Origin of the sequence: Pantoea sp. EA-12, assembly GCF_030053355.1 — a bacterium.
GTDB classification, from domain to species: Bacteria; Pseudomonadota; Gammaproteobacteria; order Enterobacterales; family Enterobacteriaceae; genus Pantoea; species Pantoea vagans_C.
Genome location: NZ_JASGBY010000005.1, coordinates 194,224 through 215,484, shown reverse-complemented (window position 1 = coordinate 215,484; position 21,261 = coordinate 194,224). Strand labels below are relative to the sequence as shown.

General features: G+C 53.4%; 20 protein-coding genes. 12 read left to right on the top strand and 8 right to left on the bottom strand.

Going from position 1 to position 21,261, the window contains the following annotated elements; genetic code table 11:
• The 7 genes from QMZ30_RS09930 to QMZ30_RS09900 form a co-directional block, all read right to left on the bottom strand.
• Positions 1 to 765: a fimbria/pilus periplasmic chaperone gene (locus tag QMZ30_RS09930; RefSeq protein ID WP_283227240.1), complete on the bottom strand. Its 765-nt coding sequence runs from the start codon at positions 763 to 765 to the stop codon at positions 1 to 3.
• A 56-nt stretch (positions 766 to 821) separates the two neighbouring features.
• Entirely contained in the window at positions 822 to 3,314 is a 2,493-nt protein-coding gene (locus QMZ30_RS09925; RefSeq protein WP_283227239.1) for an outer membrane usher protein, read from the bottom strand.
• Positions 3,315 to 3,328: 14 nt separating this feature from the next.
• The gene (locus QMZ30_RS09920; RefSeq protein ID WP_283227238.1) at positions 3,329 to 3,868 is read right to left on the bottom strand and encodes a fimbrial protein; all 540 of its coding nucleotides are present in this window, start codon (positions 3,866 to 3,868) and stop codon (positions 3,329 to 3,331) included.
• Positions 3,869 to 3,964: 96 nt separating this feature from the next.
• On the bottom strand, positions 3,965 to 4,498 hold the full coding sequence (locus QMZ30_RS09915; protein ID WP_283227237.1) for a fimbrial protein: 534 nt from the start codon (positions 4,496 to 4,498) through the stop codon (positions 3,965 to 3,967).
• A gap of 529 nt (positions 4,499 to 5,027) precedes the next feature.
• Positions 5,028 to 6,434, bottom strand: coding sequence for an MFS transporter (locus tag QMZ30_RS09910; protein ID WP_283227236.1), 1,407 nt, complete (start codon positions 6,432 to 6,434; stop codon positions 5,028 to 5,030).
• A gap of 143 nt (positions 6,435 to 6,577) precedes the next feature.
• The gene (locus tag QMZ30_RS09905; protein WP_283227235.1) at positions 6,578 to 7,666 is read right to left on the bottom strand and encodes a tartrate dehydrogenase; all 1,089 of its coding nucleotides are present in this window, start codon (positions 7,664 to 7,666) and stop codon (positions 6,578 to 6,580) included.
• 17 nt (positions 7,667 to 7,683) lie between these two features.
• Positions 7,684 to 8,988 (bottom strand): MFS transporter, encoded by a 1,305-nt coding sequence (locus QMZ30_RS09900; RefSeq protein ID WP_039327106.1) that lies wholly within the window; start codon positions 8,986 to 8,988, stop codon positions 7,684 to 7,686.
• A gap of 130 nt (positions 8,989 to 9,118) precedes the next feature.
• Between QMZ30_RS09900 and QMZ30_RS09895 the strand changes: the two genes are divergently transcribed.
• The gene (locus tag QMZ30_RS09895) at positions 9,119 to 10,027 is read left to right on the top strand and encodes a LysR family transcriptional regulator (protein ID WP_283227234.1); all 909 of its coding nucleotides are present in this window, start codon (positions 9,119 to 9,121) and stop codon (positions 10,025 to 10,027) included.
• Between the two features lie 7 nt (positions 10,028 to 10,034).
• On the opposite strand, the gene QMZ30_RS09890 is transcribed toward QMZ30_RS09895, so the two are convergent.
• Complete coding sequence (locus tag QMZ30_RS09890; protein ID WP_283227233.1) at positions 10,035 to 11,078, bottom strand: LacI family DNA-binding transcriptional regulator; 1,044 nt, start codon at positions 11,076 to 11,078, stop codon at positions 10,035 to 10,037.
• A 242-nt stretch (positions 11,079 to 11,320) separates the two neighbouring features.
• Between QMZ30_RS09890 and iolG the strand changes: the two genes are divergently transcribed.
• From iolG to QMZ30_RS09835, 11 genes are all read left to right on the top strand, one after another.
• On the top strand, positions 11,321 to 12,352 hold the full coding sequence (iolG, locus tag QMZ30_RS09885) for an inositol 2-dehydrogenase (RefSeq protein ID WP_283227232.1): 1,032 nt from the start codon (positions 11,321 to 11,323) through the stop codon (positions 12,350 to 12,352).
• Positions 12,345 to 13,139 (top strand): SDR family oxidoreductase, encoded by a 795-nt coding sequence (locus QMZ30_RS09880; RefSeq protein WP_283227231.1) that lies wholly within the window; start codon positions 12,345 to 12,347, stop codon positions 13,137 to 13,139. The genes iolG and QMZ30_RS09880 overlap by 8 nt, the downstream gene beginning before the upstream one ends.
• A 50-nt stretch (positions 13,140 to 13,189) precedes the next feature.
• Positions 13,190 to 14,119, top strand: coding sequence for a sugar ABC transporter substrate-binding protein (locus QMZ30_RS09875; protein WP_283227230.1), 930 nt, complete (start codon positions 13,190 to 13,192; stop codon positions 14,117 to 14,119).
• A gap of 226 nt (positions 14,120 to 14,345) precedes the next feature.
• Positions 14,346 to 15,308 (top strand): LysR family transcriptional regulator, encoded by a 963-nt coding sequence (locus QMZ30_RS09870; protein WP_283227229.1) that lies wholly within the window; start codon positions 14,346 to 14,348, stop codon positions 15,306 to 15,308.
• Between the two features lie 326 nt (positions 15,309 to 15,634).
• Positions 15,635 to 17,089, top strand: coding sequence for an NAD(P)-binding domain-containing protein (locus tag QMZ30_RS09865; RefSeq protein WP_283227228.1), 1,455 nt, complete (start codon positions 15,635 to 15,637; stop codon positions 17,087 to 17,089).
• On the top strand, positions 17,086 to 17,568 hold the full coding sequence (locus QMZ30_RS09860; protein ID WP_283227227.1) for a CMD domain-containing protein: 483 nt from the start codon (positions 17,086 to 17,088) through the stop codon (positions 17,566 to 17,568). Before QMZ30_RS09865 ends, QMZ30_RS09860 begins: the two co-directional genes overlap by 4 nt.
• Positions 17,565 to 18,131: a peroxidase-related enzyme gene (locus QMZ30_RS09855; RefSeq protein WP_283227226.1), complete on the top strand. Its 567-nt coding sequence runs from the start codon at positions 17,565 to 17,567 to the stop codon at positions 18,129 to 18,131. The genes QMZ30_RS09860 and QMZ30_RS09855 overlap by 4 nt, the downstream gene beginning before the upstream one ends.
• A gap of 12 nt (positions 18,132 to 18,143) precedes the next feature.
• On the top strand, positions 18,144 to 18,881 hold the full coding sequence (locus tag QMZ30_RS09850; protein WP_283227225.1) for an amino acid ABC transporter ATP-binding protein: 738 nt from the start codon (positions 18,144 to 18,146) through the stop codon (positions 18,879 to 18,881).
• 20 nt (positions 18,882 to 18,901) lie between these two features.
• The gene (locus tag QMZ30_RS09845) at positions 18,902 to 19,717 is read left to right on the top strand and encodes a transporter substrate-binding domain-containing protein (RefSeq protein ID WP_283227224.1); all 816 of its coding nucleotides are present in this window, start codon (positions 18,902 to 18,904) and stop codon (positions 19,715 to 19,717) included.
• A gap of 79 nt (positions 19,718 to 19,796) precedes the next feature.
• Entirely contained in the window at positions 19,797 to 20,486 is a 690-nt protein-coding gene (locus QMZ30_RS09840) for an amino acid ABC transporter permease (protein WP_197063286.1), read from the top strand.
• Positions 20,487 to 20,502: 16 nt separating this feature from the next.
• Positions 20,503 to 21,195 carry an amino acid ABC transporter permease gene (locus QMZ30_RS09835; protein ID WP_034823323.1) on the top strand — a complete coding sequence of 231 codons (693 nt, stop codon included), beginning with the start codon at positions 20,503 to 20,505 and terminating at the stop codon, positions 21,193 to 21,195.
• Positions 21,196 to 21,261: the final 66 nt, after the last annotated feature.

Sequence of the window (21,261 nt, the reverse complement as noted above, 5' to 3'; positions counted from 1 at the left end):
TCAACTCTTGCTGCTATCAACACTGCAGGTTTCAGCCTGGCATTTAAACGTTAACGGCGGTTGTCCACCATAGTCATTGACGTACACTAAAACAGGATGAGATCCCAAGGCTGCTGCACTGCCTCCTAAAGTTTGTTGCCCATGAGGGGCAATCATCATGGCTTCAAATCCGTTAATCACAGTACCTTCTTTTTTAGCACTTGCGCCAATTAAGGTGACGTAATAAGGCGTTGGATTGATGACAGTGTATTTATCACCGTTTCTTTTTAACGTGATCTTTTCCTGGAAGGGAGCAGCATGCTGAGCCGAAGCAGCATCGGCCAGCGCTGCTGGTCGATAGAACAGTTTAATGCGTGTCTGCAGTGCAATTTGCAACACGTTCGGCTTATCACTTTTAGGTGGAATTTCTCTCAGATTAAAATAAAACAGAGATTCCCGATCCTGCGGTAATTTTTTAAACGCTTCGGTGGTGACCAACGCCTGAACTTTGACCTGGCTATCCGCCTTAGGTTCTATGCGTTGTATTGGCGGAACGACAATAAAGGGGCTGTTGGCCTCCAGTTTTTTATCATTTTCATCCTCTAGCCAGCCTTGCGCCAGGTATGGTAATTGGTCGTTTTTATTACCCACGGTCAAACTCACGGATTTTTCAGCACCAGGGTAGATAATGCGGGTTCGGTCAAGGGAGATGGCAGCAAAGGAAGAGGGTACCGTCAGTCCCAGAGCTGAAATAATGACGACCTTTTTCAACGTTTCTTTATTCATACTTAACATTCTCACGTAGTTAATTACTTTTTTTATTTTCATACTTGCGTGAGTATTTACACGCAGGGTAATAGCAAATTGGCTGTCATGTCGGATGGGATGACTTGGGGCAGCGTGATTTGACACTGCTCCTCATTGTTCCAGCGTAATTTCATTGACTCACCCGGCTGAATACCGCTGAGGTAAACCGTTCCGCCATCATTAATGATTCCCGTTTCCTGATTATTTTTATTTAAGACGCTGGCGCCAAAGGGTGGAGCTGAACCATCGGCTAATCTCACTACGGCGATGGCTTTTTCACCGGCAATAACGTCAAAGCGGCGATATCCAATGGCCCCTTCCGTTAGTGTTCCCTGAACAATAGAATTCGTTGCCTCCATGTTGTCAGCTAATTTATCGACATTAATACGCACGCTGTTTCGGTAATAACTGCTGACATCCGCAATAATGGCTTTGCCGGATTGATTGGTTTTTATCGTGTGGCCAGTACCTGATACAGGAACGCCAGCAACATCATCTGTATCGATTAACATGCGTGTTCCTCCCGCCAGACTGGTGCCGTGTAGCGCTGATCCGGAAGGCGTGATGGTTGCTCCACCTTGAGCTGAGAACCCCAGCGCATGATATTGGCCTTCACGATAACTGGCTGAAGTGCTTAATTGTGCGAGCGAATTCTTGTGCGTGTAATAGCCACTGATATCAGTGCTTCGGTTAGCGACGCCGGCATTAATTTGATAGGCATCCTCCTCACTGATACGGCTGTAATAACTGGCATTGTTGAGCGTATTTCCTTTGGTATAAGAACCGTTGTAACTCGCTGTGCCCGCTTTCCCCCAGGGAAGCGACAGCGACATATACATACCATTATCATTTATTTGATTAAATTTATTATGATAAGCAGTCAGCGATAAATTAACGTTTTTGAACTTTAAAATATCGAGATTATGTGACAGCGAAAGGTCATAGCGATTGCTGGCATCCTGATTCCAGTAAGTTTGATGATTGTAATTGAAATAAGTTGAGAGGTTCAGCGACTCAAATTGTTGATTTAAAGAGAGGGTGTACATCTCTTTATTGCGTCCAGAGTTGGTCTCTCCTTTACGATCATTGAGATAATCCCCCATTGAGCGAAAACCGTTGTCTGAGAATCGATAGCCCGCAAAGCTGATTTGACTACCCGATTCTTCAAACCGCTTGGCATAGCTGACCCGCCAGGCGTTACCCCGCTGCGTTTCCTGCTGGGAGAGTTTTGCATTGGACATCGTGACGTCCGTTGACAGGGCACCAAGCCAGTATAAGTCGCGGCCGATACCCAGAGAGTGGGCATAATATTCCCCGCCGCCCATTCCCCCGCCGTAAAGCGACCAGCCATTGGTAATGCCCCATGAAAACTCCCCGGTAGCAAACAGGGGACCTTCCACGTTATGCGCTAAATTTGAAGGCTTGCCCACTGCAGTTTTATAGCGAAATTGCCCCGGGCGCGTCAGATAGGGAATGGTGGCGGTGTTGACCTGAAACTGCTGAACTTCGCCATCTTGCTCTTCGATGCGTACATCCAGATTGCCTGATACCGCACTGTCTAAATCCTGAATGCGATAGGGACCCGCGGGAACCTGTACTTCTTTTATGATTCTCCCTTGCTGGCTGATAATCACTTTCGCATTACTTTTTGCCACACCGCTAATTTCAGGTGCATAGCCACGAAGATTGGGCGGCAGCATGTTGTCATCAGACATGAGGTTGATGCCGGTATAGCGAAAGGTGTCGAAAATCGAGGAGGAGAGATAGTCCTCGCCCAGGCTCAATTTTGCGCCCATTTTTCGTAGGGCGCGGTAGCCATAGAAACGGCTCCAGTCCCAGCTATTAGCTGCTGCGGTTTGCTGATTATCGTAGCGGCCTTGCCAATCGGCGCGCACTCGCCAGGCATCAAAATTAACGCCTGCGGTTCCGTTGCCCGATACGGTGTTGCTACTGTTGTTCTGCTGCGCCAGTTGCTTAAGACTTTGTGCATTCAGATTGTAGTCAAACAACATGCCTGATATCCCATCTTCCCACAGCGCGGGTGGGTCCCAGTTTGGGTTAGTGTAAGTGAGGTAGGCTTGCGGAATGCTGACATACAGCGTCGATTTCCCCAGATCGGTTCTCGTGGTCATGCCCTCAAGGCTGGCAAAATTCAGGCACTCTTCGTTATGCCACCAGGTGAGGCGTGACTGGACATCTTCTTTTAATCCTATGAGTGGCATCATAGCCGGCGTGATACAGGCAAGCGTTTCGTCCCCACTCTGTTCGGCAGGGTAAAAATGAATAGGGCGTTCAGGTAACGATCGGCTGTTAAGGTTGATCGATAGCGTATAGGTGCCTGGTAAAATAAAACCTTTACGGGAAAACTGACTGAGATCGATATTCTCACGATCGGTGATATCCAATACGTCAGTATTAAACTGGATTTCAGCCGAGACAGATTTATTTGTTGTCACCGCAAGGGAAATTATCGCCATAAAGACGATGGAGATAAGGGGGACTATATGGTGAGAAAAGAATAACAACACAGTCTGATACCCTATTAATTATAATCAATTCTAAAACGGAGGATTAACTGCACGTTGCCTGGTTTTATTATTTCTTGATTGCCTGCGAGATTCAGCGAATAATTGAAACGCATGTCATTCTCCAGTCGTCTGTCTGGAAGATGTTTGCCAGGTGAGGCGATGTTATCATCCCGATCTCTTATCATGACAACGACACCTGTTGCCGAACCGATATTTTTAAAATGGCCGGCATCTTCTTCTGCTTCGAACATGATTCTGAAAGTATTATTTTTTCTTCCCTGCTCTTCATTTTCCTGTAATGAACAATCGGCCAGGTGAATGGAGAAATCATGTCTTGGTCCCACACTTTCCTTGATGATATAGCCCACTGGGTGGTTACCAATATTCAGGGTTTGATCGGGGGTGCCGAGTTCAATCGTGCAGGGGGAGTTCACTATTGATCCAGTGATATTGATACGCCCGATTTCTGATTCGTTCGCCTTAGTGCTGGTGCTGTGTGTAGTCAGAGAAAAAATAAATAATGTGGCTACCCAATAAGATGAATTCAAACGCATCCCGTTCATTTGCGTACCCAAAAATTTATTAAGATGAAAAGACCTGCGGCAAAACGGCCGCAGGTAAACAGGGCATCGGTTATGACCGATGAATAATTAGTTGTAGCTCAGTACGAAATTCGCTGGAACCTGGAAGGTGCCCGGACGAATGGTTGCCGCCGCACCGCCGCCTTTGACGTTGGCAGTAAAGACAAGGGTATTATTGCCGTTGCCAACCTGCTGTCCGGTTGTCGGTGTGTTGACTTTCACTTTCTCACCATCAATGGTGAAGATCTGAATGGAAGCGCCACCCGCAAGACCGCCCGTCAACGCCAGGCTTTCAGGGTCATAGGAAGAGGTCGCGCCACTAAAGCGGGTAGAGACCTTATCCAACGTGCCCGGAGTGGCAATAACACAGTCTTGCAGCTCAATAGTGAAACGCTGCGGTGTGGAGCTGCCGGTATTGCCATCCTGAGCCAGTACAACATTGGAAATAGCACCCAGTGCAACGGTCTGATCTAATGAACCCGGTGCGATGGAGCAGGCTGAATCAATAATTGAGCCGGTGAAGGTCACTTTACCGGTATTAGCATAGACAGAGGAAACAGAAAACAGGCTTAACATAGACAGGGCTAAAATACACTTTTTCATTTAATATCTTCCATTGAGTTATATCTCCATGCTTGATAAAAACATGGTGTGTTCTGGTTTTGTTTCGACGAGCAGGTAATCATCACCTTTGTTTTTCGTCTGATACCAGTATTTGCACTTTTTTTCAGGTGCTCGGTTACCAAGCTGCAGGGGGACAGCATGATATAATGCACATCGCCATTTTTTAATTTGGTTGGCGTCTGTGTGAGATATTATGGGTGTGAGCGGATGTTGATAGGAATCAGATTTACTTGGTGTTTATGTAGTATATGAATGGGGTGTTTGTCAGGGGAGTATTACAATGGAAATGACTATCTTCCACGGAAGTAAGGAATAAAATATTAATGCTTAAATTCTATTAGTGCAATAGGTAAAAACTTTGCTCATGATGTGATCGTAGAAGTGTGAACTGAAGCTTATTTATTGAACTCTCGATATATAATGAATGCTCACAATTTCACGGCTCACCTGACGTGACCTAAACGTGGTCATTCAGCCCGCGCACAAACCCACGCGCGGGCATAACGCACTAGCGGCTTAACACCTGCGCCCCCGCGTTTTTCTCCAGGCGCCTCACGTCAAACAATGACAGCAGCACCAGCATGGCCACGCCAGCAAAGGCAATGTGGATATCACTTTGTTCGATGTGGGTATGTTCCTGCCACAGCATCGAACCGCGCAGGAACAGGGCTGCCAGCGCGACGCCCGCACTCATACTGAACTGGAAGAAAATGCTGAACACCACGGATGCATCGCTCATTTTTGTTTGAGGGACATCCGCGAAGCCTAAGCTGTTGTAACAGCTGAATTGCAGTGACCGCGATAGCCCGCCGATAAACAGAATCGCAGCTATGGCGAAGTAGCCGAGTGAAGGGCTGAGCAGTAAACAGCCCAGCATCGCCGCCAGACTGATGAAGCCATTCACCATCAATACCTGACGAAAACCAAAGCGCTTCATCAGCCAGGTGGTGGCGGGTTTCATGGCCAGATTGCCGGCAAACACCCACAGCACCATGCCGCCGGCCTGTGCGGCGCTCCAGCCAAAGCCAAGTTGGAATAACAACGGCAGCAAAAAAGGCACCGCGTTAATCGAGGCACGAAACAGTGAACCTCCTACCACGGCGTTACGGAAGGTATTAATGGTAAGCGCGCTAAAGGGGAGCAACGGTTGCGGGTGGCGGAAGCTGTGGCGATAAGCCAGTACGCTGCTCAGTACACCCAGCAGTAGCAGCGGAATGCCAATAGTAAGATGCATCTGTCCAAGGGCTTCCAGCGCGATGATCAACGAGGTGCAAGCGGTTGCCGTGAGAACAAAACCGCACACATCAAAGGGGCGCGGCTGTTCTGTTTTAAACTGCGGCACCAGATAGCCAGTGGCGATTATCGCCAAAATACCCAGCGGGATATTCAGCCAGAATATCCACGGCCAGTGGCCGTAAGTCACAATCAAACCGCCCAGCGGCGGGCCGAGAACAGGAGCAATCAGTCCCGGCCAGGTAATAAAGGCAATGGTTTTGACCATGTCTCTCTTCTCGGTCACGCGGAGCACCACCATACGTCCCACCGGCACCATCATCGCACCACCGATTCCCTGCAAGATCCGGCTCAGCGTGAACATCGGTAACGTGTCGCTCATGCCGCACATCACCGATGCCAGCGTGAAGATGAGAATGGCGCTGGCAAATACGGTGCGTGCACCATAGCGTTCTGCCAGCCAGCCGCTCATTGGGATGCCCACCGCGACAGCCAAGAGGTAAGCGCTGACACCCACATTCAACGCCACCGGGCTGGCCGCAAAGTCACGTGCCATTTGCGGTATTGCGGTGGTGATGACGGTGGCATCAAGGTTTTCCATAAAGAAGGTCACCGCCACCAGTAGCGCCAGCATCATGGTGCGATGGGCCTGAGGTGGGTCTTCACTGCCTGAGTAGGTCATACGCTATCCTGCGAAAACTGAAGAGTAGAACGACTGTTCATGAAAAGCGGGGGTGATGCAAATCGAAATGTTAATAGATTATGAAAAGACGCCGGGCGTGGTTAGCCCGGCGAGAAATATAGCATTTGATGAGCAGAGCGTGTTTAGGCGGTCTCGGCCACCGTCGCCTTCGCCTCAATAAACTGCACTACCGCCCGTGTGACCTCAGCGGTATTGGCCGTTCCCCCCACATCCGGCGTCAAAATCCCTTTCGCACACACATATTCGATGCCTTCCATAATCAGCGCGGCGGCGTTGCGTTCACCGAGATGTTCCAGCATCTGCACCGCAGTCCAGAAGGTGGCAATCGGGTTGGCGATGCCCTTGCCAGTGATATCAAACGCCGAGCCGTGGATCGGTTCAAACATCGAGGGGAAACGACGTTCTGGATCGATATTGGCGGTTGGTGCCACGCCCAGACTGCCCGCCAGCGCACCCGCCAGATCGGAAAGAATATCGGCGTGTAGATTAGTGGCGACGATGGTATCCAGCGACTGCGGATGCAGCGTCATGCGGTGCGTCATGGCATCGACCAGCATTTTGTCCCACTGCACATCCGGAAACTCCAGCGCCACTTCAGCGGCAATCTCATCCCACATCACCATGCCGTGACGCTGGGCGTTGGATTTGGTCACTACCGTCAGCAACTTACGTGGACGAGACTGTGCCAGCTTAAAGGCATAACGCATGATGCGTGTGACGCCGACGCGGGTGAAAATCGCCACTTCGGTGCCGACTTCTTCCGGTAAACCCCGGTGCGCACGGCCGCCGTTGCCGGAGTATTCGCCCTCTGAGTTTTCACGCACGATGACCCAGTCCAGATCGCCCGGACCGCGATTGCGCAGCGGCGAGGTGACGCCCGGCAGGATTTTGGTCGGACGCACGTTGGCGTACTGGTCAAAGCCCTGACAAATCGGCAGGCGCAGGCCCCACAGCGTGATGTGATCCGGCACATCCGGCGCGCCCACGGCACCGAAGTAAATCGCGTCGAATTTTTTCAGCGTGTTCAGGCCGTCTTCCGGCATCATCACGCCATGTTTTTTGTAGTAGTCCGAGCCCCAGTCAAAGGTCTGCACATCAAACTGCAGCTGCTCATCGTGACGTGTCAGCGCCTGTAACACCTCGACTCCGGCGGAGATCACTTCCGGGCCGATACCGTCTGCCGGGATGGCGGCAATTTTGTAGTTACGCATGTTGTTTCTCCAGTTGCTTAATGTGTTTGGGGGATCTCAGCCGTCTCGGGTTTATTCGAGCGGGCAGAAAGAATCAGGACAACGAGGGCAGAGAGCGCCAGCAAGCCAGCGACAAAATAGAGCCCCCAGGTGTAGCTGCCGGTCTGCTGGCGGATGACGCCAATCATCATCGGGCCGACAAAGCCGCCCAGGTTGCCGATAGAGTTGATGGTGGCGATGCCCGCAGCCGCAGCCGGGCCGCTGAGGAACAGCGTCGGCATACTCCACAGCGGCGGTTTTGATGCGCTGATGCCAACCGTCACCAGCGTCAGGGCGACAATCACCGCAAACAGCGTGCTGACGTTCCCGGCGTAAATCAGTCCTGCCGCTGCCAGCAAGCAGGCGCCAATCACATGCCAGCTGCGCTCCCTGGTGCGGTCTGAATGGCGTGCCCACAGGATCATGCCAATCACCCCGATTACCGCCGGGAAGGCGTTCAGGAAACCAATCTCCAGCGAGGAGGCACCGAAGCTTTTGATGATCTGTGGTGACCAGATGCCGAGCGTGTACAACCCGGCGGAGGTACCGAAGTAGACCAACGCCAGGGCCAGCACGCGTTTATCCGCCAGTCCGCGCCAGACGCTGCTGTGGCCCTGGGCTGCGGCACGCGTGCGCTCTTCCGCCTGCATGGTGTTTTGCAGCCACTCGCGCTCCTCATCAGTCAGCCATTTGGCTTTGGCCGGGCGGTCAGTGAGGAAGAACAGCACCACGACGCCGAGCACCAGCGCGGGAATGGCCTCCAGTACAAACATCCATTGCCAGCCCGCGTAACCTAGGAAACCATGCATCTCCAGCAGAGCAGCCGAGATCGGCGATCCCAGTGCGGTGGAAAGCGGGGCGGCCGCCATAAAGATGGCTGTCACCTGCGCGCGTCGGGCGGCCGGGAACCAGTAGCTGAGATACAGAATGATGCCGGGGAAGAAACCGGCCTCCGCAACGCCGAGCAGAAAACGCAGGGTGTAGAAGCTGGTGGTGCCCTGCACAAAGGCCATGCAGCCAGAGACTAAGCCCCAGGTGATCATGACGCGGGCGATCCAGATACGCGCCCCGACTTTATGCAGAATTAAATTGGAGGGCACTTCGAACAGGAAATAACCGAGGAAAAAGATGCCCGCACCCAAACCAAATACCGTGGGTGAGAAACCTAAATCCTGATTCATGGTTAACGCGGCAAAACCGATATTGACGCGATCGAGAAAAGCGATGAAGTAGAGCAGCATGATGAAGGGCACAATGCGTAACGTCACTTTACGCATCACCCTTTTTTCGAGGTGAGAGTTCATATTAAAGTGCTCCAGATTGTGTAGGGTGGTGTTATTTTTTTGTAATCGAGTTCAGTATGCAGTTTTGCCTTGGCGGATCATTAAGCGTGGATTATATAAAGTATTTGAATAATCGAACGGCGAGGGAAATGTGGATATAAATCAACTGCGTTGTTTAGTGGCGGTGGGTAAAGAACTCCATTTCGGGCGCGCAGCCCAAAGAATGGAAATGATGCCTGCGTCACTTTCTCGCTTCATTCGATTACTGGAAGAAGACCTAGGCGTGCGGTTATTGAACCGTTCGACGCGCAATGTTTCACTCACGGCGGAAGGTGCGATCTTTTTTGACGAAGCCAGCAAACTTATCGATCAATTTGACGCGCTGGCGCTGCGTTTTAAAGTGGGATTAAAAGATGATCGCCGCACATTGCGTATTGGCGCGATTGATAGCGCCGCGCGCGGATTAGTGCCTGCATTATTGAATTTATTTGTGCCGCTACATCCCAACAGCGATATTCATATTATTGAAGATAAAACTATCAACCTGATCCCGAAATTAAAATCAGGCTGGCTGGATATGATTATTATTCGTGCCCCACAGGTAATGGATGCCTCGCTGGCGATGCGTTTTATCACCCGAGAAAGCTGCGTACTGGCGGTGCCGTTGCAGCATCCGCTGGCGGGGCGAGTACAAGTCAGCGTTGAGGATTTCCAACATGAGGCGATGATCATTCCCGACCGACGCACGCGCCCGCACAGCCACGATCTCACCATGAGTTTGTTTAAACAGGCCGGATTAACGCCACATATTGCCCAGTTCGCCGAAGAGAAGCAGACCATTTTGAGCCTGGTGTCCGCAGGTTTGGGCCTCGCGGTGGTGCCCGCGTCTTATCGCACCATGAACAGTGACAGCGTCAGCTATATCGCGCTGACATTACCTGAACAAATCAAAGGCCTGCCACTGAGCATTGCCTGGCAAAAGGGCAATGAGGATGATTATCTGCGTGAGATGCTGCGCCTGTTGCATGACAACAAACGCGAACTCACGGAAAAACTGTAATGAGCGATTAACTAAATTCTGATTCCGGCGGGCAGTTCTCGCGAATGTAAATATTGAACGGAGTGTAGCCGCCAGGATTTTTATCACTCTCGACGCGATTAAAATGCACCGCAATAATCTCCAGTGCACGTCGCGCTTCTTCATGCGGATTTTGATCGATAATCACATCAATAACCCCCTCACGTAACATTCGACGTCGCTCAGTAGTGAGTTCATGGGTAATTAAGACCACCTGCTGCTCAAGTTTGAGGGATTTTATTGCCTGAGTAATATTGGTATTGCCCGCCGAGACGTTATAAATACCGCGGATATTTGGATTATTTTGCAATGCCCGCCGTACCACTTCACCGGCACGGGTTTGATCCTCGCCACTTTCCAGCGTTTCGCTGATGGCATACTGCGGAAAACGCTCACGCAGTACCGAGCGGAAACCCATCTCACGCTCTTCATGACCAATCATATGCTGCATACCCAGCACCACTAAAACCTCACCGCCCTGGCTACCGCAAAAACGGCCAATAAGTTCACCAGCAGCACGTCCCATCTGACGATTATCTGGCCCTACATAGGCGATACGCCCGCTGGTAGGGATGTCGGTCACCAGCGTCACCACCGGGGTATTGCCTGAAATCTGGCGCAGTGCTTCCGCGACATCCGGATCGTTGGGGCACACCACAATCATCGCGTCATTGACTGCCGCAATCTGGTGAATTTGCTTAATGGTGCCCTGCGGATTGGCCAGATTGAGGTAGTGGATAAAGCAGTTAAGGCGCATGTCGGACAGGGTCGCGCCAATGTCGGCGAAAGCATTACGCAGACCGCGATAAAAGGGATTCTTGGGCGACTGCATCAGCACCGCCACGCGCAGCATTGGCAAATAACCGCGAAACAATACGCGGTCCACATTGAGCTTATTGGCCCACTCCAGCACTTTGGCTTCCCTGGCCGGAGAAACGCCGCCGCGTCGATTCATCACCCGATCGACGGTACTTAAACTGACGCCCGCAGCGGCAGCGATTTGATCCAACGTGGTTTTTTTGATGTCAGTCACAATAAAGCCCCGATTTGAAGGGAAGCCCTCATTGTATGAATGTTTACCGCCAATTCAGCGATTGATCAATATATCCGCATCACTTAATTTTTAATTCGTGAGGTGTGTGGGATTTATTAATGAGTGTGGCTGAGGTTTAAAAATAAAAGGGCGGTGAGACCATCCTGTTTAATTAAGTTCATTCGATATAAATAACGTAAATAACCAAACAACCATCAATCCTTTTATTTAAGGAGTCAAAAATGACGCAATTAACCGGCATTGCGCTACTCGGCGCGGGCCGCATGGCAAAAGTGCATGCTGCGGCCATTCGCCAGGCCGGCGGGCAGATCGTTGCGGTGTACGATCCCGTCAGCGCGGCAGCCGATGCAATGGCCGCAGAAACCGGTGCGGCGGTGGCATCCAGTGCCGCGGCGGCGATCGGTCATCCTGAGGTCACTGCCGTGGTGATTGCCACTTCTTCAGACACTCACGTGGAACTGATCATCGCGGCGGTCAATGCCGGTATACCGGTGCTGTGCGAAAAACCCATTGCCAGTAGCTTAACCGAGGCGCGGCGCTGCATTGAAATCATCGGCAGCGAGGCCGCTCAGCAGGTATTCCTCGGCTTCAATCGCCGCTTCGATCGCGGCCATGCTTCGGTGCGCGAGGCGGTGCAGGCGGGTGAGATTGGTCGTCTGGAGCAACTCACCCTTACCAGCCGCGATCCGTTTCCGCCGCCGCTGGAATACATTCCCCGTTCAGGCGGCCTGTTCCGCGACATGATGATCCACGATTTCGACATGGCGCGCGGCATTGTCGGCAAAGAGTTTGTCAGCATCACCGCGCATGGATCGTCGATTATCGATCCTGAAATCGGTCGACTGGGGGATGTGGACACCGCCAGCGTCACGTTACTGGCAGAAGATGGCACCCTCGTCACTATCCTCAACTCCCGCCGCTGCAGCTATGGCTTTGATCAGCGCATCGAGGCGTTTGGCTCGCAGGGCATGGTGATGTCCGATAACCCACGGCAGTCAGGCTTCACCCGCTACACGCCAGAAGCCCCCGGCTGTGCCGCACCGATCCTTGAGTTCTTTATGGAGCGCTACGGGCCGAGCTACATCGAAGAGATGCGCTTATTCCTTGAATGCGCACGCAGTGGCACACCGATGCCGGTCAATGCGCTGGATGGCATGAAGGCCGCGCTGTTGGCAGAAGCCGCCACCGCATCACTCAAACTGGGCAAAACACTTCATCTCACCGGATTAGATCAGGAGTTCCCTCATGCATAACACCGTAGGCCGTCATGCGAATACCATTGCCATCGTGACTGGTGGCGCCCAGGGCGTGGGGTTTGCTATCGCACGTCAACTGGTACTGGAAGGGTGCACGCGTCTGGTGCTCGCTGGGCGCGATGCCGAAAAAGGCGCACGGGCCAGTGCCGAGCTGGCTGAGCTGGGTGCCAGGGCGCAGTTCGTGGCGTTGGATTTGCAGGATGTCGAAGCCTGTCTGGCACTCACGGAGAAAGCTGTCACCACTTTTGGTGATGTGAATGTGCTGGTCAACGCCGCTGCATTGGGCGCACGGGGCACGCTGGTGGATACACCGCTCGCACTCTGGGATCAAATGTTTAATACCAATGCGCGTGCACCGTTCTTTTTGATGCAGGGCTTTGTGCGCCATCGGCTGGCGCAGGGAGGCAGCGGGGCGATCGTCAATATTCTGTCGCAGTGTGCGCACTGTGGGCAATCCTATCTGGCGCCTTACTCGGCGTCTAAAGGAGCGCTGGCAACCTTGACCAAAAACGTCGCCAATGCCTATTGCGGTAACCGTATTCGTTGTAACGCCATTTTACCCGGCTGGATGGACACGCCTGGCGAAGATCTCACTCAGCGGAAGTACCACGCTGCCACCGATGGCTGGCTGGAACGTGCTGAAGCATCGCGACCGATGGGGCAGCTTTGTAAACCGCAGCAGTTGGCGGGGCTTGCCAGCTATCTGCTGAGTCATGAAGCCGGTGTGATGACCGGTGCCTTGATCGATTACGACCAGAATGTTGCCGGTGCCTATCCAGAGTGATCTGGGCACTGATTCTGTCCCTTGGTTACCCATAAAAATAAGGTCAGATTATGCAATTCAAAAAACACTTTACCGCGCTGGCGCTGCTGTGCGCGTTACCCGTGAGCGTGATGGCGAAAGATCTCAGCATCGGCGTCAGCATGGATCATTTCGATGATAATTTTCAGACCATCCTGCGCCAGGCCATGGCCAGCAAAATGAAGCAGCTCGGCGATGTGAAAGGGCAGTTTGAAGATGCCAAAGGCGATTCCGCACAGCAGTTGCAGCAGGTTGAATCCTTTATTGGTCAAGGTATGGACGCCATTATCGTCACTCCCACGGACACTCAAGCGATGAAGCCGATTATTGCCCTGGCTCAGAGAGCCAAAGTGCCGTTGGTGTTTGTTAACCGCCGACCCGAAACCCCGTTGAGTGATGGCATGGCGTATGTGGGCTCCGATCCGCGCCTCGCAGGAAAAATGCAGATGGATGCGTTGGCGAAACAGATGGGCGATAAAGGCAACGTGATGATTCTGATGGGGAATCTCTCTGGTGAAGATACCCGTGAACGCACCAAAGGTGTGGAGGAGGTGATTGCACAGCATCCTGGCATGAAAGTGCTGGATAAGCAGTCGGCCCTGTTTTTCCGCAAAGAGGCGAATGATGTCACCACCAACTGGCTGCTCACCGGTCAGGACATCAACGCCATCGTTGCCAATAACGATGAGATGGCGATTGGGGCCATTCTGGCGTTGAAGCAGGCGGGCGCGAAGAACGTGCAGGTGGCGGGCATTGATGGCACGCCAGATGCGTTACAGTTTATCAAAAGCGGCGACATGCGTCTGACGGTGTTCCAGGACGCCAAAGGTCAGGGCGATGGCGCAGTGCAATCGGCGATCGGTCTGGTGAAAGGCGAGAAGGTGGCGAAGGATACCTTTATACCTTATCAGCTGATTACCAAAGACAATGTCAGCCAGTTTGCCAACAGTAATACGCGATAAAGCTGCTGCCGTGTGATTTGACCTGGTCGCCATCAATGGCGACCCAACAGAGTACGCAGGGTATGCCTGTGTATTACCCATTCCCGTAAGGAGCGCATTGATGCGCACCTGGCGAAAACTGGCTCTACGCCGCCCAGAGTGGCTAATTCTCATCACTCTCTCTATGATGGATTTTTTCCCGCATGATTGTCGGGAACGATCAATGACTTAGGGAAGTAATCACGCGATGACCCTGTTAAACGACCTCGATTTGCGCCAGCTGGAAGCCTTCTCGGCGGTGATCTCTGCGGGTAGCGTCACGGCAGCCGCCAAAGCGCTGAACCGCTCGCAGCCTGCGGTCTCCCGCTTGATCCAGGAACTGGAGCAGTCGCTGGGTTATCCGCTGTTTATCCGCAACGGCCCACGCATCCATCCGTCCGAAGAGGCGCTGCAACTGCATCAATATGTGCAAAAAGCTTTGCTGTCGTTGCAGCAGATCCGCCTGCGCGCGCAGGAGATTGCGCATCAGCAGCATCGACCGCTCAGTATTGCGGCCACGCCCGCCCTGGCTGCCGGTTTACTGCCGCAGGCGTTAGCGGCCCTGAATCTGCAGAACAAAGTACAAATCCTCAGTGAATCCGCAGAAAAAACCGCCCACGCGGTGATCACCGCAGAGGCCGATATTGGGCTGTGCAGCTTGCCGCTGGAGCACCATGCTGTGGAGTTACACTGGATTGGGCAGTCGCAGTGCGTGATTGCGCTACCCGAAGAGGATGAACTGGCGGCGCAGGAAACGTTATCCCTCAGCCAGCTGGCAGGTCGCCGTTTAATCGCTCCGTGGAGCCCGCAACGTCTGCGCGGACGCTATGAAAAAGCGCTGAAGAAGGTGAAAGCACCGCTGTTGGAAACCATCGAAACCAACTCTTCGGCGAATATTCTTGGCTGCGTGCGCGCGGGATTGGGCGTGGCGATCCTTGAACCGGTAACGGGTTGGGGGATGCCACTGGCTGGCGTGGCGATCCGTCCGATTGAGGAAGACATTCCCTACTTCTTTGGCGTGATTACGCCGCAAGGGCGTCAGATTTCCAGTGCCGCACTGGCGCTGGTGGAGGCGCTGGCAGAGGCTGCGACCCAGCTTCTGCCGGGCTTTGAACGTCTGCCTGCCAGTGAACATCCGCGCATTATGCGGGTGATTAACCAGAACGGATAACCGCGGTCACCATAAAGGGTGGCCCTACATGCTCTCTGTAGGGTGCACCTTTATGCGCACCGTCTCGCACAATCCCTTTATTTTCAACGCTTATAACTTTTCCGGCATAAGATATAAGAAATCCATTGGTCAAATCCTGAGCGCACTTCTTGACTCCGATTTAGGGCAAGAGGATTATGCGAAAACTTAGTTCTTATTATGCGTATTTATGATTGTTAGCTATCCATTATGCGATTTACAGATAATTAAAAGGGTCGCTTCATCAACGCATTTTAACCGTTTTCGCTCGCTCTCATGGCGATCGCTGACACCAGGGAAATCTCTCTATGACTTATGCCGCTAAAGGTCTTGCCGCGCTGGAAGCCCAGCTACAACAGGATCTGGAGTTTCTGGAACTGCCTGCCAAATCCTGGGTACCGGAACGCACCTATCTGAGTGCACCGGTGCGCGATGTGGTGGTGATTGGTGCAGGTATGTGCGGGCTGGCGGCACTGGCTAAATTACAATTCACCGGCATCAGTAATGTGGTGGCGTATGACGCCGCACCCGCTGGGCTGGAAGGTCCGTGGATCACCTTTGCGCGCATGGAAACTCTGCGCTCACCGAAAACCCTGCACGGCCCGGCTCTCGGCTTGGCTCAACTGACCTTCCGCGCCTGGTTTACCGCGCAGTGGGGCCAAGAGGCATGGCAGGAACTGGACAAAATCCCTAAAGCACAGTGGATGGATTACCTGGTTTGGTATCGCAAGGTGCTGAATCTGCCAGTGCAAAACAACGTGCGCGTGAGCAATATCGCACAGGCAGGCGATTTAATTGCGCTGGATCTGGACGGTGCGGAAACCGGCCGGGTGTACACGCGCCGTTTAGTGCTGGCCACAGGGCGTTCTGGCCTCGGCGGCTTTGCCGTGCCCGATTTCCTGCAAGGCATCGATCGCCAATTCTGGGCGCACTCCGCAGATGACATCGATTTTGCCGCCTTGCAGGGTAAACGTATTGCGGTAATTGGTGCAGGCGCTTCATCGATGGATAACGCCGCCACGGCGCTGGAGCAAGGCGCAGGTGCGGTGGATCTGCTGATTCGCCGCAAAGAAATGCCGCGTATCAACAAGATGACCGGTATCGGTAGCCAGGGCGTGGTGCACGGTATGCACCAGCTGCCGGATGCGTGGAAATGGAAGTTCGTCGATTACACCGCCGCCACGCAAACGCCGCCACCACGTTCTTCAACCTTGCGCGTATCGCGTCACGAAAATGCGCGTTTCTTCCTCGATTGCGGCATCAACGCTGTCAAACAGGAAGAGAATGGCCTGCTCATCGAAACCACACAAGGGGCGCTGCGTTACGACTATCTGATTGCCGCCACCGGTTTCACTAACGATTTCCACGGTCGCCCGGAATTTGCGGCTATCGCACCGCATATCCGCAGCTGGTCTGATGGTCGCTATCAGCCAGAAATGGGGAACGCGCGTCACAGCATGCTGGAAGCGCCCGACCTCGGCCCATCATTCGAGTTTCGTGAACTGTCGCCAGGCGCCTGCCCGATGCTGGCCCATATCCACTGCTTTAACGATGCCGCGATGCTGACGCACGGCAAAGTCTCCGGCGATATTCCGGCGGTGAGCGCCGGTGCCGACCGTCTGGTGCGCGGGATCACTGCCTCGCTGTTTGCCGAAGACGTGGAGCAGCACTACGCCAACTTACAAGCTTTTGACACCCCTGAACTGCAGGGCGATGAATGGGTGGACTCAACCCCCTTACTCAAACAGGAGAACGCGTTGTGAGCGACGCTATTGATCAAGCAGCCGGATTAACACCAGAAGATGCGTTGTATCAAACGCGCCGCCTGCGCCCCGAATTTGTTGCGGGTGCAGAAGCGTGCCGTGTGTCAGTACTCACGCCAGAAGACGATCAGGGTCTGCCTGCGGATCTGCGTCTGGCGCTGGCACAGCGTATGGCGGTGCTGAATTACGATGCGCCGCTGCAACGCGATTATCAGGCACAGCTGGCGGCATTAAACCCGTCTGAAGCTCTGCTGGCGCTGGCCTCGGGTTGCGCCGTAGCGGAAGAGCCGCTGGCGACCATTGCTCGGCATGCCGACATGGTGACGCAGCAGCCGATTCAGGCTACCGAGCAGCATATCCGTCTGCTGGAGCTGGCCGGTTTGAGCAATCCGCAAATCGTCGCGCTCTCTGAACTGATTGCCTTTGTTAACTTCCAGACGCGCGTCGCGGCTGGCTTACGTCTGCTGAGGTCTGCATGATTCCGTCGGTTAATCTCAAGCCTTTGCACTGGCATCCGTACATTCAGCCTGTGGACGTCGAGCAGGCAACGCCAGCCCAGCTGGATGCGATGAAGGTGACGCCATCCAACAAGAAGATCTCTGAGTACGTACGCACGCTGGTGCACGATCCCGAGAGCTATACCGCGCGTACCGGGCTGTTCAACGCGATTATGTATGTTGAAGGCGGTCTCGATCGTGCCGATCGTGAACTGGGCGCGTTGGGTGCATCAATCGTTAACGGTTGCCGCTATTGCGCCGTGGTGCATGCGCGCCGTCATGCGCAACTGGCCGACAGTGACGCGGTGGTCAGTGCCATCTATTTTGATAGAGCGGATGTGTTAGGTGAACGTGATGCGGCGATCTACCACTTTGCTCGCCGTTTATCGGTCACGCCATCAGAAGCCATGCCGGAAGATGTGGCGGCACTGCGCGCGGTCGGCATGAACGATCAGGAGATTATCGATCTGATCCACGCCATTGCCATTTTCGGCTGGGCCAACCGTCTGATGCATGTGCTTGGCCATGCTGACCTGAACAAATAGGGGCTGCACCGGATGTTAGAACTCAACAATATTACGCTCTCTTACGGCAGTAATCCGATCCTGAAAGGTGTCGATCTGTCGGTAAAACGCGGCGATGTGGTGTCGATCATCGGGCCAAGCGGCACCGGGAAAACCACGCTGCTACGCTGCATTAACTATCTGGCCAAGCCCTCTGCGGGCACCATCCAGCTGGATCAGATCCGTATGGATTACCAGTCGCCAGATAAAGCGGCGATCCAGGCGATCCGTTTACGTACCGCCATGGTGTTTCAGCAATTCAACGTGTTCAAAAACATGACGGTGCTGGAAAACGTCATGGATCCACTGATCGTGATCCAGCGTAAAACCAAACAGCAAGCGCGCGATATTGCCGTGCAGGAACTGGAACGTGTGGGCTTGGGTGCCAAGCTCGATCACTATCCGTCGCAGCTGTCTGGCGGCCAGTTACAGCGTACCGGTATCGCACGTGCTCTGGCGGTACGTCCGGATGTGATGCTGTTTGATGAACCGACCTCATCTCTCGATCCAGAGCTGGTGGGGGAAGTGCTGAAAGTGATTAAAGATGTGGCGTCTTCTGGCATTACCTCGCTGCTGGTGACGCACGAGATGCAGTTCGCGAAAAGCATTTCAAATCGCATTGTGTTTATGGATCAAGGTGTGGTGGCTGCGCAGGGCAGTCCGACAGAGATGTTTGATAACCCAACCCTGCCGCGCCTTGCACAGTTCCTCAATAGTGAACGAGCATTCTAATAATTAAAGGAATCAAAGACATGCCTGCAATCAAAACCACATTACGTCGCCTGGCCGCGCCTGGCATCATCGCTTTAGCCCTGATCAGCGGTAACAGCTTCGCTGACGCGGTCCGTACCATCAAAATTGCCACCGCAGCAGAATCCAAACCGCTCTCCTGGGGTGCGATTGGTCACGAACCTGAGGGCTACGAGCCAGACGTGCTGAAAGCCATCAACGCTAAACTGCCGCAGTACAAATTTGTCATGGAAGGCGCGGCAGACATCGCGCAGGAAACCGGTCTGGTGACCGGCAAGTACGACATGGCGACCGGCGGTTACTACAAAGCGCCTGCACGCAGCAAACAGTTCCTGATCCCAGATGCGCCGATTGGTGCCAGCCTGATGAAGATCTACAGCCGCAGCGACAGCAGCATCAACAGTATGAAAGATCTGGTCGGCAAGAATATCGTGCCGGTGACCGCAGGCGGTGGCGTGTATAAGTTCGTCACCCAGTGGCAGCAGGACAACCCGAACGACAAAATCACCATCAAAGCTTCCAGTGCTGGCGTGCCTTACCCGGATCGCCTGAAAGAAGTGCAGAACGGTAAATACGATGCGCTGATCTTGCCTTCAAACCTGGGTGAGCAGACGGTGATCGACAACCAGAAACTGGCGATCAAAGCCAGTGAGCCAGTGGTGATCAACAACACCTATGTGTTGATCCACCGTTCTGCTGAAAACCAGGCTCTGAACGATGATGTGAACAAAGCGCTGAAAGAACTGAAAGACGACGGCACGCTGGATAAGCTGGCGCAGAAGTGGTTCGGCGAAGAAGTGACGAAATACATGAAGTAACAGATTCACTGCGTCCGGTGTTGAGCCGGGCGCATGCTGTCCTTTTTAGCAGGAGTGTTTCACCGTGAATCTATCCTCCATGATTCCTGAACTGTTGTCGGCGCTGCCTTTGACGCTTGGCATCATGTTTGTCGCGATGATTGCCGGGTTCTTTCTGGCGCTGATCGCCACGGTTTTCCGCGTGCGCCGCATCCCAGTGATCAGCCAACTGGCCGATCTCTATGTTTCCTACGCGCGCAGCGTCCCGGTAGTGTTACAGCTGTTTGTAGCCTTTTACGGTATGCCGCTGATCACCGATAACTTTGGCTTTGGCGACTTCTTTACCGCCAACGTGGCGGCGATGATCGGCCTGAGCCTGTATCACGGCGGCTATCTGTCGGAAGTGATGCGCCCGGCGTACCTCGCCGTGGAACGGGGCCAGCACGATGCCACCGACAGCCTTGGCTACAGCTTCCGTCAGAAAATGCTGCGTGTGATTGGGCCACAAGCGGTGCACTTTGCACTGCCCGGCTACGGCAATGCGATTATCTATCTGATTCATAACGTGGCACTGGTGATGTACATCGGGGCGGCGGATGTGATGGCGACCGCGCATTTAATTATGGAACGCGATTATAACCAGTATCAGTTCGGCACCTATCTGGTGTTGGCGGTACTTTACTCACTGCTGTGCGGTGTGGCCTGGTTGATCATTCGTTTCTTCGAACAACGTCATGCGAAGTACAGCTCGAAGTCTGCGGCGCGCGTGAAGTTCACCACCAGCGTCTGAGTAGGGGAGAAAAACCATGTTTGATGCTGAGGTTTTGCTGCCGGACTTCTGGAGCATTCTCGATGCTGTGCCGGTGACGCTGCTGATGGCGGTGACGGTCTTTATCTGTTCGACGCTGCTCGGCGGTTTGTTCGCGTTTATTGAACATCGCCGTATTCCGGTGCTGCGTCAGTTAGTCATCACTTACAAAATCGCCTTCAAAGGCGTACCGATGGTGGTGGTGATTTTCCTCGCCTATTACGGCTTGCCACCGGCGCTGCACTTTGTTGCCACGCTGTTTGGTGTTGAGGTCAATGCCCATTCACTGCCGAACTGGGTGATCATCATTGTGGCGCTGAGTGCCTGCGTAGCGGCATTCCAGGCCGAGGTGTGGAAAGGGGCGCTGAACTCGTTTGACAGTGGGCAATCCGATGCGGCCTTATCGCTGGGTTACAGCGGCGGTCAGCTGTTCCGTCGGGTGATGTTCCCACAGATTATCGTGGCGGCGATCCCTGATTTAGCCAATGCCTTCATGGTGATCATGAAAGCGCTGTCGCTGGCGTTTGCCATCGAAGTGGTGGATATCTTTGCTCAGGCGCAGCTCACCGCCGCACTGAATTTCTACTACCTCGAAGCCTTCCTGATCGCAGTGGTGTTCTACATGGTGATTGCTTATGTGGTGACCAAGATCGCCGATAAGATCGAGGCAGCACTGCGCGTGCGCACCTGAGTGTTGTGTTACTGACACGAAAACGGCAGCCCAATGTGGCTGCCGTTTTTTTTGGATAATGAACAC